At 73.0% G+C, this 12,518-nt stretch carries 13 protein-coding genes; 8 read left to right on the plus strand and 5 right to left on the minus strand.

Going from position 1 to position 12,518, the window contains the following annotated elements:
* The first annotated feature begins 20 nt into the window (after positions 1-20).
* Genes ACN28C_RS11885 through ACN28C_RS11895 form a run of 3 tightly spaced genes read left to right on the plus strand, consistent with a single transcriptional unit; the run spans position 21 to position 3,550 of the window.
* A complete protein-coding gene (locus tag ACN28C_RS11885; protein WP_422773543.1) occupies positions 21-428 on the plus strand; it encodes an SCP2 sterol-binding domain-containing protein in 408 nt (135 codons plus the stop codon).
* Positions 425-2,518: a glycogen debranching N-terminal domain-containing protein gene (locus ACN28C_RS11890; protein ID WP_422773544.1), complete on the plus strand. Its 2,094-nt coding sequence runs from the start codon at positions 425-427 to the stop codon at positions 2,516-2,518. Before ACN28C_RS11885 ends, ACN28C_RS11890 begins: the two co-directional genes overlap by 4 nt.
* Before the next feature lie 57 nt (positions 2,519-2,575).
* Positions 2,576-3,550, plus strand: a complete 975-nt coding sequence (locus tag ACN28C_RS11895; protein ID WP_422773545.1) for a hypothetical protein — start codon at positions 2,576-2,578, stop codon at positions 3,548-3,550.
* A gap of 395 nt (positions 3,551-3,945) precedes the next feature.
* Here the strand turns inward: ACN28C_RS11895 and ACN28C_RS11900 are convergent, their stop codons facing one another.
* Positions 3,946-4,305, minus strand: coding sequence for a hypothetical protein (locus ACN28C_RS11900; protein ID WP_422773546.1), 360 nt, complete (start codon positions 4,303-4,305; stop codon positions 3,946-3,948).
* Positions 4,306-4,539: 234 nt separating this feature from the next.
* Here ACN28C_RS11900 and ACN28C_RS11905 point away from each other — a divergent pair, with 234 nt between their 5' ends.
* Both ACN28C_RS11905 and ACN28C_RS11910 read left to right on the plus strand, forming a co-directional pair.
* A complete protein-coding gene (locus tag ACN28C_RS11905) occupies positions 4,540-5,283 on the plus strand; it encodes a helix-turn-helix domain-containing protein (protein ID WP_422773547.1) in 744 nt (247 codons plus the stop codon).
* A complete protein-coding gene (locus ACN28C_RS11910; protein WP_422773548.1) occupies positions 5,274-5,462 on the plus strand; it encodes a DUF397 domain-containing protein in 189 nt (62 codons plus the stop codon). Before ACN28C_RS11905 ends, ACN28C_RS11910 begins: the two co-directional genes overlap by 10 nt.
* A gap of 8 nt (positions 5,463-5,470) precedes the next feature.
* Here the strand turns inward: ACN28C_RS11910 and ACN28C_RS11915 are convergent, their stop codons facing one another.
* From ACN28C_RS11915 to ACN28C_RS11925, 3 genes are read right to left on the minus strand one after another with little or no spacing between them, the layout of a single operon-like run.
* Positions 5,471-6,154, minus strand: a complete 684-nt coding sequence (locus ACN28C_RS11915) for a hypothetical protein (protein WP_422773549.1) — start codon at positions 6,152-6,154, stop codon at positions 5,471-5,473.
* Positions 6,151-7,026, minus strand: a complete 876-nt coding sequence (locus tag ACN28C_RS11920; protein WP_422773550.1) for an ATP-binding cassette domain-containing protein — start codon at positions 7,024-7,026, stop codon at positions 6,151-6,153. The genes ACN28C_RS11915 and ACN28C_RS11920 overlap by 4 nt, the downstream gene beginning before the upstream one ends.
* Positions 7,023-7,361, minus strand: a complete 339-nt coding sequence (locus tag ACN28C_RS11925) for a PadR family transcriptional regulator (RefSeq protein ID WP_422773551.1) — start codon at positions 7,359-7,361, stop codon at positions 7,023-7,025. The genes ACN28C_RS11920 and ACN28C_RS11925 overlap by 4 nt, the downstream gene beginning before the upstream one ends.
* A gap of 159 nt (positions 7,362-7,520) precedes the next feature.
* Here ACN28C_RS11925 and ACN28C_RS11930 point away from each other — a divergent pair, with 159 nt between their 5' ends.
* The 3 genes from ACN28C_RS11930 (at position 7,521) to ACN28C_RS11940 (ending at position 9,582) form a co-directional block, all read left to right on the plus strand.
* A complete protein-coding gene (locus ACN28C_RS11930; protein WP_422773552.1) occupies positions 7,521-7,925 on the plus strand; it encodes a hypothetical protein in 405 nt (134 codons plus the stop codon).
* A gap of 78 nt (positions 7,926-8,003) precedes the next feature.
* Positions 8,004-8,843 carry a hypothetical protein gene (locus ACN28C_RS11935; protein ID WP_422773553.1) on the plus strand — a complete coding sequence of 280 codons (840 nt, stop codon included), beginning with the start codon at positions 8,004-8,006 and terminating at the stop codon, positions 8,841-8,843.
* A gap of 100 nt (positions 8,844-8,943) precedes the next feature.
* The gene (locus tag ACN28C_RS11940; protein ID WP_422773554.1) at positions 8,944-9,582 is read left to right on the plus strand and encodes a hemerythrin domain-containing protein; all 639 of its coding nucleotides are present in this window, start codon (positions 8,944-8,946) and stop codon (positions 9,580-9,582) included.
* A gap of 72 nt (positions 9,583-9,654) precedes the next feature.
* Here the strand turns inward: ACN28C_RS11940 and alaS are convergent, their stop codons facing one another.
* Entirely contained in the window at positions 9,655-12,330 is a 2,676-nt protein-coding gene (gene alaS, locus ACN28C_RS11945; RefSeq protein ID WP_422773555.1) for an alanine--tRNA ligase, read from the minus strand.
* Positions 12,331-12,518: the final 188 nt, after the last annotated feature.

Here is a 12,518-nt window from a genome sequence, read left to right on the forward strand (position 1 = left end):
CAGAGGGGAGGCGGCATCCGATGGCGGATCCGACCGCCGAGTTCTTCGCCGGGCTCGAGCAGAGCGGGCCGGAGATCCTGCCCACCAAGGCCAGGGGAACCATCCGGTTCGACCTCGGCCGGGACGGCGGGGTCGAGCACTGGTTCGTCGCGATCAACCGGGGCAACGTGCTGGTCTCGCACGAGCGGCGGGACGCCGACTGCGTCGTCGGTGCCGAGAAGGCGCTCTTCGACCGGTTCGCGACCGGTGAGGCACAGGTGGTCGCCGCGTACAACCGGAACGAGCTGACGGTGCAGGGCAGCCTGCCGCTGCTGCTGATGTTCCGGCGGGTCTTCCCGCCACCGCCCGGCACCCGCGATCCCCGGGAGCGGATCCGGGAGCGGTTCGCCGGCCGGAGAGGGCTGCGGGACGGGGAGCCGGTGCCGTGAAGGAGCTCGTGGACATCCTGGACGGCAACACGTTCATGCTCAGCGACTCCCGCGGCGACGTCGACCCGTCCCCGGACTATCCGTCCGGACTCTTCGCCTGGGACACCCGCTTCCTCTCCAGGTGGGTACTCACCGTCGACGGCGAGCGGCTGCACGCCCTCTCCGTGGACGACCTGCAGTACTTCGAGTGCCGCTTCTTCCTGGTGCCGGGCGAGCCGACCCACTACGTGGACGCGAAGACGTCGGTGATCCGGCACCGGTCGCTCAGCGGTGCGTTCGAGGAACAGTTGACCGTCCTCAACCACCGGGACGAGCCGGTGGAGCTCACTCTCCGGGTCGAGGTCGACTGCGACTTCGCCGACATCTTCGACGCCCGGGAGGCGCGATCGCTGCCCGGCCGGGCGCGCAGGTTCGTGGAGCCGGGCCGGCTCCGGCTGCGCCGCGACCGGGAGCGGCACGTCTCCGAGACGGTCGTCTCCACAAGCGAGCCCGCCGAGATCGACGAGCACGGGCTCACCTTCCGGATCGAACTCGGCGCGCACGGGGCGTGGTCCACGACCCTCCAGGTGGTCGGGGTCATCCTCGGCGCGGGTGGCCGCGACGTCCGGGAGAACCTGCGCGGCTACGAGCAGACCCGCCCGGAGAAGCGGCGGGAGCTGCGCGAGTGGCTGGCGCAGGCGCCGAAACTCACCTGCGACTGCGAGCCGCTGGCCGACGTCTACCGGCAGAGCCTGGTCGACCTCGCCGCGTTGCAGTACACCGGGCTGACCAGCCAGGTGCGGCTGACGGCGACCGGGCTGCCCTGGTTCATGACGATCTTCGGCCGGCACAGCCTGATCACCGGCTTCCAGGCGCTGCCGTTCAAGCCGCAACTCGCCCGCAGCGCGCTGTGGGTGCTCGGTCTGCTCCAGGGTGGCCGGATCGACGACTTCCGCGACGAGGAGCCGGGCAAGATCCTGCACGAGATCCGGTACGGCGAACCGGGCGGGTTCGAGGACAGCCCGTACACCACCTACTACGGCACGGCGGACTGCACGCCGCTCTTCGTGATCCTGCTGGACGAGTACGAGCGGTGGACCGGGGACGCCGACACGGTACGGCATCTCGAATCCGAGGCCCGGCAGGCGGTCGCCTGGATCGACTCGTACGGCAACCTGATGGACGACGGCTACGTCTGGTACGAGCGCCGCAGCCCGGGAGGGCTGGAGAACCAGGGCTGGAAGGACTCCTGGAACGCCATCTCGTACGCAGACGGGCGGCTGCCCGGCACACCCCGGGCGACCTGCGAGTTGCAGGGCTACGCGTACGACGCGAAGATGCGGGCCGCCCGGCTGGCCCGCCGCTTCTGGAACGACCCGGCGTACGCGGACCGGCTGGAGCGGGAGGCGGCCAACCTGCGCGCCCGGTTCAACCGGGACTTCTGGATCGCCGAGCGTGGCTACTACGCGCTCGCGCTCGATGCCGAGGGCGGTCAGGTCGACGCACTCGCCTCCAACATGGGACACCTGCTCTGGAGCGGCATCGTCGACGAGTCCCGGGCCAGGCAGGTGGTCGACCACCTGTTCAGCCGCCCGCTCTTCTCCGGCTGGGGCGTCCGCACGCTCGCCGACGACCAGGCCCGCTACAACCCCATCGGCTACCACACCGGCGCGATCTGGCCGTGGGACAACTCGATAATCGCCCTCGGCCTGCGCCGGTACGGCTTCGTCGAGGAGGCGGCCCGGCTGGCGATGGGCCTGCTGGAGGCGTCGCGGTATTTCGGTGCACGGATGCCGGAGGCGTTTGCCGGCTACGACCGGCAGCTCACCAGGTATCCGGTGCAGTATCCACGGGCGTGCAGCCCGCACGCATCGTCGGCCGGCACCCCGCTGGCGCTGCTGCGTACCATGCTCGGGCTGCGCCCGCACGAGGATCACCTGACCATCGACCCGGCCATCCCGGAGGAACTCGGCCGGGTCGAGCTGATCGACATCCTCGGGCGCTGGGGCCGGACCGACGCGTTCGGCCGGGGCCGGGTCCACATCGAACCCGCTGAGCGCCTGCCGGCACGCGGCCCGGTCGCCCGCGACGGACGGGGTGGGGACCGGTGACCTGCCGGGCCTGAAATGCGGGTGGTGGACGGCGATCCGTCGTGATAGCGATATGCGATGGCGGATCCTGACACGGTGGAGGGTGCCGCGCTGGCCCGCGTACTACGCCAGGCCGGCGGTGCCGAGATCCTGAACATCCTGGGCGTACGGCTCTCCGGCTCCGACCTGGTCACGTTGCTGCTGGCCGCGTTCCGGACCCGGGCCGGGTTCCTCACCCCCGCCGACGTGCTGCGCCGGTACGCCGAGGACCGCTTCGTGGCACCCGCCCCGGCCGGCTTCCGCAGGCTGCGCCGGGCCGAGGATCTGCTGCTCTCTGCCCTTCCGGACCGGTTCGAACTGCTCACCCTCGCCCCGGTGGTGCCGCTCGGCACCCATTCCGCGGTCGCGGGCGTCAACCAGAACAACGTGCTCGCCACCATCCGGGGCAGTGAGGTGGCGGCCGATCCGACGAACGGCCTCGCGCTGGAGGCGGCGGTCCGACGCCGGGAGCTGCTCGCCCGGCACGGCCGTTCCGCGCCGCCGGTGCGGCTGGCGACCCTGCAACGGGTGATCCGGGCCCAGCGCTTCGCCGGTGCCGGCCGGTTCGCCCACTTCAACCTCTTCGCCCTGGTCACCGCCGGCCGGGACACCGGCAGCCTGGCGTTCGAGCGGCGCAGTTGCGGCGAGCAGTTACGGATCCTCTGCACGGCGCTGGAGGCCGCCGGGGTGCAGACGGTCGAGGTCGCCATCACCGTGCTGGAGCCGTCGGCGGCACCGATCGCCGAGGCGGCTCGGGCCGCCCTCGCCGACCATCCCAAGGTCGTGCTGCGCGACGACCCGGACCGCTCCGGCGGCCGGGGCTACTACACGGGTTGGTGTTTCAAGATCGGGGCGGTACTCGACGGCGAGCGGGTCGAGCTCGGCGACGGCGGCTTCGTCGACTGGACCAGTCGGTTGCTCGGCAACCGCAAGGAGCGGCTGCTGGTCAGCGCGCTCAGCGTCGACCGGCTCGCCCTGCTGCTCGACCCGCCCGCGCCGCAGCCCGAACCCTGAGCCCGGGGCGGGAGCCCAGGGCGGGAGCCCAGGGCGGGCCGTGGGTCTTACCGGTGATGGGTGGAAGATCAGGGCCGGCGCCGGGGCACCCAGTAGATGATTTGGCTGACGACCAGGGCGGGATGCGTGTCGGGTAGCGCCTGTAGTGCTCGGGTCAGGTGCACTCCGAGATACGTCAGCAGGGCCACGCGGTCTCCGCCGAAGCCCGTCAGGAGATCCATCCGCGCGGTCTCGCACGGCCAGGGCGTGTACTCGCACGCCCTGCACTGGTATCGCCCGTCGGGCTCGTGCCCGCCCGGCACGGGGGCCGGGCGGGCCGCGCGGGCCATCCGGGCCGCTTTCGTGCGGCGTCGTGCGGCGTGCCGTTCCCACCGTGCCCACGGCCCGATCACGGGTCAGATCCCGGCGCCGGACCGGGAGCGGCGCTGCCGGGCCGGGGTCAGGGTGCCGGCCCGGCCGTTGTTCAGGTGCGAGTGCGTCGGCGCGTCCCACCGGGGTCGCCCGTTGCCGGGCCGGGCCGGTGGTGGGGGATCCGCCAGCGTCAGGATCTCGACCGCCTCGGCCTCGGTCAGCGTGATGGGCGTGCTGCGCGGCGTGGACCAGCAGTCCCGGTAGACCGGCGCGGTCGGCTGGTAGGGCACGGGTGTCAGCAGATTCGAGTCCGGACAGATCCAGCGGTGCCCGCATCGGCAGTAGCGCCAGAGTCGCCACCATGCCCGGCGGTGGCGGGGCTTCGCCTCGCGCAGATGCTTCATGTCGTACCTCCCGTCGTTAGCACCCCTGGAGGGCAATTCGCTAGCGGGGTGCCCGGAATCCACCCTGGACTATGGGTCACCAGCGACGGAAGATGGCCGGTAACCCGGGGGGACGGGGGGGTCACCGAGAGTGCCTTGGGTGGCCGCGTGCGCGCTCGGGGGTTCATTGAGACGGATTGGGGGACGTGAAGGTCTATGAGCGGCAGCCGTTATCTGATAGGGGAGCTGCGCAGGGTGCGTGAATCCCTCGGGCTTACTCAGGAGGCGTGGGGGGAACGCGTCCACTTCTCGGCGTCCCATGTCGGCGCCGTCGAGCGCGGCGAGCGCCCCGCGCTGCCCGACTATCTGGGGCCGGTGGACCGGGTGTACCGGACGGGTCTGCTCGACTTCTACCAGGAGTTCGTGCTGGACGAGAAGGCACCCGTGTGGCTGCGTCCCTGGCTCGAATACGAGCGCGAGGCGTCGATGATCCGCTACTTCGAACTCGCGGTGATGCCGGGACCGTTCCAGACCGAGGGGTACGCCCGCGCTGTCATCGGCACCACCAAGTCGGGCGCGGCCTTGGAGGAAGCCGTAGCCACCCGGCTTGCCCAAGGCAAGGTCGTGACCCGCGAGGAAGACCCGCCCCGGGTGGTCGTGGTCCTCGACGAGGGTGCCCTCTACCGCCCGGTGGGTGGCGAGGCGGTGATGCACGAACAACTGCGTGCGATCGTCGACGCGTGTGCCCGGCCGCACATCAGCATCTTCGTGGTGCCGTCCCACGTCGGCGCGTACGCCGGTCTGGACGGGCCGATCGCGCTTGCCACCGTGCATGGGCGCACGGTGGGCGTGAAGGACGCGCCGGGCGAGAGCATCGTGGTGGAGGACCACGCCGGGATAGCCGTCCTGGAGCGACAGTGGGAGGCCATCCGCGAGTACGCTCTACCGCAGGGCGCCAGCCTCGAACTGCTCAGGAAGGCGATGGAAACATGGACGTAGACATCCCCCGCTGGCGGACGTCGACCCGCAGCACCGGCGCAAGCAACTGCATCGAGGTGGCCGACAACCTGTCCGGCCGGGTGCTGGTCCGGGACACCAAGGACCGCGACGGCGGCACCCTGGCCTTCGGCCCCGAGGCGTGGCAGGCGTTCGTCGGCCTGGCGAAGCGGCACGGCTGACCCGGCCGTCACTCGAAGCTCAGGTGGCGGCGCTGCCGCAGCCGGATGCCGGAGGCCGCCGCCACCAGGGCGGTGAGCGTGACGGTCAGGACCACACCGTGCACCAGGCCGCGCGCCAGATAACCGCTGTCGGTGTGGTCGATCGCGTACGTGCCGATCTCGCGGCTGAACCAGAACGGCAGCGCACGAGCGGCGGTGTCCGCCGGGTCCATCACCATCTGGAGCCCGACCACGATCAACAGCACCAGGGTGCCCTCCAACTCGCGGGGCAGGATCGCACTCAGCGCCAGCCCGAACGGCACCGCAGTGGCGACGGTCAAGGCCATGATCAGTGCGATGGCGCCGTACCGGACGTTGTCCTGGTCGAAGCGGACCAGCAGGAAGTACGGCAGCGAGAGCACGGCGCCGACCGTCCACAGCGCGAGCAACCGGCCGAGGTGCAGGTGGTGCGCGCGATAGCCGGAGAGCCGCAGCCGGGGCTCGATGCTCCGGGCGGCACTGCCGGCGAAGAGCGCGGCGGTGCTCAGCGCCCAGCTCAACCCGAGGCAGACGAACCGGATCGACTGGCCGGCGTGGTCGTCCCGGCGGCTGGCGTAGAAGGCGAGCGGGAAGAGCAGCAGGATCACGAGCACGCCCCGGCGGCGGAGCACCTCGCGCAGCGCCAGCTCCGCCACCGTCCAGATCTTGGTCATGCGGACATCTCCCGGGCCGGTGTCAGGTCGAGCACGGTGTCGACCCGGTCGAGCTGGTTGAGCAGGTGTGTCACCACGACGATCGCCCGGCCCTCCGCGCGCCAGTGCCAGAGCTGCTGCCAGAAGTCGAGGTAGGTGCCCCGGTCGAAGCCCTGGTAGGGCTCGTCGAGCAGCAGCACGTCCGGCTCGCCGAGCGCCGCCATCACCAGGTTGAGCTTCTGCCGGGTGCCGCCGGAGAGGTGCCGGGCCTGGATGCGGCCGGCGGCGTCCCAGTCCAGCGCGGCGGCGTGCGCCCGGCCGGCCGCGCGGGCGTCGGCGCGGCGCAGCCCCCGCCCGGCGCCGACCAGCGCGAAGTGCTCCTCCGGATAGAGGAAGTCGCTGGTGCCGCCGGACTGCGGGCAGTAGCCGAGGGTGCCGTGCACCCGGACCCGGCCGGAGTCCGGGCTGAGCAGGCCGGCGCAGATGCGCAGGAAGGTGCTCTTGCCGGCGCCGTTCGCGCCGACCACGGCGGCGATCTCGCCGGACCGTACCGTGAGGTCGACACCGGTCAGCACCGGCCGCCGACGGTAGCGCTTGGTGATCCCGCGCACCTCCAACCGGACCGGGCCGTAGCCGCGCGTCGCCGGGGGCGCCGCCACCCGGGCCACCCCCACGGTCGGCTGCGGAGTGCCGGGGCCCGGCTGTGCTGCGCCGACGCTCTCGGCCACCGCCGTGGCGTACGCCGCCGGCGCTCCGAAGACCCGCGACGGCGGCTCGCCGCTGTCCCGCAGATGGGTGGCGGCCTCGGCGACCACATGCCGCGAGAGGTCCGGGTCGACGCCGCGCCGGTGCAGCTCACCGGCGAGTGCGTGCAACCATCCGTCGTGGTTCATCGCTTCTGCACCTCCCGCAGGACCATCCCCACCCCGCCGGAGAAGGCGTCCCAGTCGACGGCGGTCCGGCGTAACGTCTCGACGCCGACCGGAGTGATCCGGTAGTACTTGCGGGCCGGCCCGGCGGCCCCTTCCCGCCACTCGGCGCTGACCAGGCCGGTGCGTTGCAGCCGGAGCAGCACCGGGTAGAGGGTGCCGCCCTGGATCGGGCCGATGCCGGCCGCGTCCAGCGACTGGGCCAGCTCGTATCCGTAGGACTCCCGGCGGTGCAGCAGGGCGAGGACGCATAGGTCGAGCACCCCGCGCAGCCACTGGCCACGGCGCTCCTGATCCACGGCGAAGAAAGTAGCACAGTCAGCTAGCTGGCACAGCCATCTACTGACGTCGGTCACCGGCGAACTCCTCGACGAGCGGGTGCGCGGGGCCCGAGGTAGTTTGGGTGGATGCTCTCCGTCGCGTTGGTCCGCCCCGTGTGGTGGATAGCGTGCCGGTCGGTGCGGTTCGTGACCGCTCTGGTGTTGATGGGCCTGCTGCTCGGCGCCGGTGGGGCCGGGACCGCGCTTTCCGCCGGTCCGGCCGCGGCGGCGACCCCGGGCCCGCCCGCTGCCGCTGAGTCGACTGTGGACGCGCCGACGTCGAGCGTGCATCGCGCCGGACGGGAGCAGGCAGCAGGGCGGGAGCAGGCACTGGTGGCCGAGCGGCCGTCGGCGGGGGTCGAGCAGTCGGCCGCGACGGAGCGGCGGACCCTTGCCGGCTCGGTGGTGCCGACCGTGCTGGTCCGGGCCGGCCTGCTCGTCGAGCGGCCGGATCGGCCCGTGGCCGGGCCGGGGGGCGGGGCACGGCCGGCCGGCGACGCGTACGTGCGGGCCATCGGGCCGCGCGCGCCTCCGCTCCGCTGAGGGCCGGCCGCACCAGACGGCGTCCGGTCCGGTCTCGCCGACCCCCGTTCGCAACGTCCACCCCGCGAGGTGCCCCTGATGAACGACCTGCTGTACAACTTCCTGACCGAGGTGATCACCTCCACCACGTTCTGGCTCGCCGTGGTCGGGCTCGCTCTGGCGGCCGGAATCTGGCTGATCGCGCGCCCGCGTGGGCACACACCCGACCAGCGGGACGCGACCGGCTACGACGTGGCGTCCGCGGATGCCGAGGGACGCCGGGAACGGCTGGCCGCCAGAGCGGCCGAACTGCACCGCTACGCCGAGGAGGTCGCGGTGGCCGCCGAGCGGTCCACCGTCACCGCCCAGCGGCGCCGGGACGAGTGGCTGGCGACGCAGGAGGCGGCCGAGGCGGCCTGGCGCCGGTACGAGGAGGCGGACGCAGCCGCCCGCCGGGTCGACGCCGCCGCGCTGCTGCCCGAGCCGCGTACGCCGCGCACCCCGGCCGAGTACGCCGAGCGGGAGCGCTTCCTGCACCGCGCCGCGATGGCGGCGGCCACCCGGCACGAGCTGTCGGTACTGCACCTGAGCGACGCGCTGGCCAACCGGAACGGCTGGGACCCGAGGCGGCACCCGGCCGAGCAGGAGATCGTGCTGCGCCGGGTGGCCCGGGACACCCTGCTGGCCGCGCACCGCGCGGCGGAGGAGCGGGAACAGGCCGCGTGGCGGGACGCCGAGGTGGCCGCCGCCGCGGCCCGCAGCCTCCGCGAGGAGGCGTTCGCCGCCGCCAGTCGTGCCGCACAGCTCCACCGATGGCTGCCGCCCACGACGGGGAAGCGGGGTGGAGCGGCCGGGAGCGGGAACGCCCGGCAGCAGGCGAGCGGTGAGATCCAGCAGCGCCGGGCGGCCCGGCGGTGGCGGGCGGCGCGGGCCGGCTGACCCGGCCTGGGGTAGGTCCACCCGCGGCGACCCTGCCGATCATGACCTGGGTCGGGATGGCGGATAATCGACGCCTCCGGAAGATCGCGGAAGGCAGGTCATGACCACCGAGAACGACTGGCTGACCCGGCGGACCGGCGTGTTGCCGACCGTCCCGCCGGACGAGCGGCTCAGCCCCAAGAGCGTGCTGGACGAGGCGACCCGGCCGGTCGCCCCCGAGCCGCCCCCGGAGGTCACCTTCACCCACCGGGGCCGGTACGTCGGCCAGCACCTGGTCGACGTGCACGACCACTACCGGGCGGAGCTGCGCCAGGTCCGGGACATCCTCCAGCAGGTCAAGGAGGGTGCGACGCAGGTCGGCGACGCCCGCGACCAGCTCAACATGATGACGATCCGGGCCAACGACTGGACACTCGGCGGGGTCTGCCAGGCACAGTGCCGTTCGGTGGCGAACCACCACACGATGGAGAGCCAGGCCATCTTCCCGCACCTGCGGCGCAGCCAACCGGACCTGGTGGCCGTGCTGGACCGGCTGCACGAGGAGCATCTCGCCATCCACGAGGTCCTGGAGGGGATCGACGCGGCACTGGTGCACCTGGCCCGCAACCCCACCGACCACGGCCCGATCACCGAGGCGATCGACCTGCTCACCGACACCCTGCTCTCGCACTTCGCATACGAGGAAGCGCAGTTGATCGGCCCGCTCGCCCGGCACGGCTTCTATCCCGGGCAGGTCTGAGCCGCGCGACGACGACCGGCGGAGGGGGTCCCGCGCCGCTCCGGGGCGGGAGCGGCACGGGACATCCTGGCGCTACCGGTCGGGGTGGCTGCCGAGCAGGTTGCGTGCCGCCGCCTCGGCCCGGGACAGTGCCGCACCGATCCGGTCCGCGTGCCGCCCGCCCGCGTTGGCCAGGCCGCCCGTGCCACCGGCACCGCCGCCGACCAACCGACCCGCCTCGGCCAGCAGGTCGCGGGGCTGGGCGCCCCGGTCCAGCAGCGTCCGGTCCAGGCCGGCGACGAGCTGCGCCCGGCCCTCCTGTGCGGTCGCCAGGACCACGACCATCGGGGTGCCGGCCGGGCTGCGCGCCAGGACACCGCCGGCCACCGTACGAAGTTCGGCGGGGGTCAGGTCGTCGCGCCGGTCGCTGACCAGCCAGCCGGCGCCGACCGGGCGGCGTCGCCCGAGCAGCGCCCCGGCGATCGAGTCGAGTTCGTCGCGCCGGTGCCGGCGCAGCGCCGCCTCGGCCGTGGCGAGCGCGTCGAGTCGCCTGGCCAGGGTGGCGACCAGCTCCTCGGGGCGGGCGCCGACGAGCCGGCCGACCTCGGCGAGGATCCGCCGTTCGGTGTCGGCGTACCGGAGCGCGTCGCCGCCGGTGAGCGCCTCGATCCGGCGTACGCCGGCGCCGACGGAGGACTCGCCGAGAATCCGTACCGGCCCTGCCTGGGTGCCGTGCCCGACGTGCGTACCGCCGCAGAGTTCCCGGGACGCGTCGCCGATGTCGACGATCCGGACCTGTTCGCCGTACCGGTCGCCGAAGAAGGCGATCGCGCCGGCCGCCTCCGCCTCGGCCCGGCTCGCCTGCCAGACCCGCACCTCCGGGTCGGTCAGCAGATAGTCGTCGACAAGCGTGCCGATGGTGTCGAGCTCGTTCTGGTCGACCGGGGCGAAGTGCGTGAAGTCGAACCGCAGCCGGCCGGGCGCGACCAGCGAGCCCTGCTGCCGGGCGTGCCCGCCGAGCACCCGGCGCAGCATCGCGTGCAGCACGTGGGTCGCCGAGTGGGAACGTGCGGTCGCCGCCCGCCGCGCACCGTCCACTTCGGCCAGTACCGGGTCGCCGGGTCGCAGCTCGGCATGCCCGACCCGACCCGTGTGTACGTGCAGGCCCGCGACCCCGTACCGGGTGTCGGTGATCTCGACGAGGGCGCCGTCGGCGGTCCGGATCCGCCCGCCGTCGCCGAGCTGGCCGCCGGACTCGGCGTAGAACGGGCTGCGCCGCAGCACCAGCTCGACCCGGTCGCCCTCGCCGGCGGAGCCGACCGGGCGGCCGTCGGCCAGCACCGCGAGCAGCTCGGTCTCGGTGGAGTCGTCGGTGTAGCCGACGAAGTCGGTCGGCCCGTGCCGGGCCAGCAGCTCCCGGTAGCTCTCCGTCCGGCGCCGCGTCGCCGCGTCCCGACCCCGGCCACCCTCGCGGGCCCGGCGCCGCTGCGCGTCCAGCAGGGTCGCGTATCGCTCCTCGTCGACGTCGAGCCCGGCCGCCCGCGCCGCCTCGACGGTGAGTTCGATCGGAAAGCCGTAGGTGTCGTGCAGTTCGAAGGCGGTCTCGCCGGACAGCCGGCCGGAGTGCGCCTGCCGGGCCCGGCCGATCGCCGCGTCGAGCAGCCGGCCGCCCTGCCGGAGCGTCCCGGTGAAACTCTCCTCCTCGCGGGTGGTGACCGCCTCGATCAGGCCGCGCTGCGCGGCGAGTTCCGGCCACGCCCCGCCGAGGTTCGCCACGACGCTGCCGGTGACCGCGCCCAGCACCGGCGCGTCGATGCCGAGCGAGCGGGCGTGCCGAATCGCCCGGCGCATGATCCGGCGCAGCACGTAGCCGCGCCCCTCGTTGCCGGGAAGCACGCCGTCGGCGATCAGGAACGCCGTGGTACGGGCGTGTTCGGCGACCACCTGGAAGGAGACGGACGCGTCACTGCCGTCCCGGCCGGGGAAGGGGCGTCCGGCACGCTCCTGCACCAGCGCCAGGGTGGGGGCGAGCAGGTCGGTCTGGCAGACCGTCTCGACATCCTGGAGGATCGCGGCGAGCCGGTCCAGGCCGAGGCCGGTGTCGATGTTGCGGCTCGGCAGGGCGCCGAGGATCGGGAAGTCCTCCTTGACTCCGCCCTCGCCCCGGAGATCCTGCATGAAGACCAGGTTCCAGAGTTCGACGTACCGCTCGGGGTCGGCCGCCGGGCCGCCCTCGACACCGAAGGCCGGCCCCCGGTCGTAGCAGAGTTCCGAGGAGGGGCCGGCGGGTCCCGGCACCCCCATCGACCAGTAGTTGTCGGCGGTGCCGAGCCGCTGGATGCGGTCGTCCCGCACGCCGACCCGGCGCCACAGCCCGACCGCCTCGTCGTCGTCGGTGTAGACGGTGATCCAGAGCCGGTCCGGGTCGAGCCGGTAGTGCCGGGTCAGCAGCTCCCAGGCGTAGGTGATCGCGTCGGCCTTGAAGTAGTCGCCGAAGGAGAAGTTGCCGAGCATCTCGAAGAAGGTCGCGTGCCGGGTCGTCCGGCCGACGTTGTCGATGTCGCTGGTGCGTACGCACTTCTGCACGCTGGTCAGCCGGGGCGCCGGCGGCGTGGCGTCGCCGAGGAGGTACGGCGTGAACTGGTTCATCCCGGCGATGGTGAGCAGCAGTGTCGGATCGTCGGGGATCAGCGGGCTGGACGGCACGGGCGTGTGGCCGCGTGCGGTGAAGTAGTCGAGGAAGGTCCGGCGGATGTCGGAGGATCGCATTGGTTCGCCTGTCGGGTCGCTGGCGAACGCGCACCGGAGCCCAGGACGGCGGAAGCCGTACGGGGTCCTCGCGATCTCCGTCCGGATGCGTTCGCGCGATGAGCGGATGGTCGAGGCCGAGAGGGCGTGCGCCGAGCCGGGCCGAGGGGGTCAGGCGAGGACGCTGTCCTCGTTTCCCAGCTCGGCGG

This window comes from Plantactinospora sp. WMMC1484 (assembly GCF_049315195.1).
Classification (GTDB): Bacteria; Actinomycetota; Actinomycetes; order Mycobacteriales; family Micromonosporaceae; genus Plantactinospora.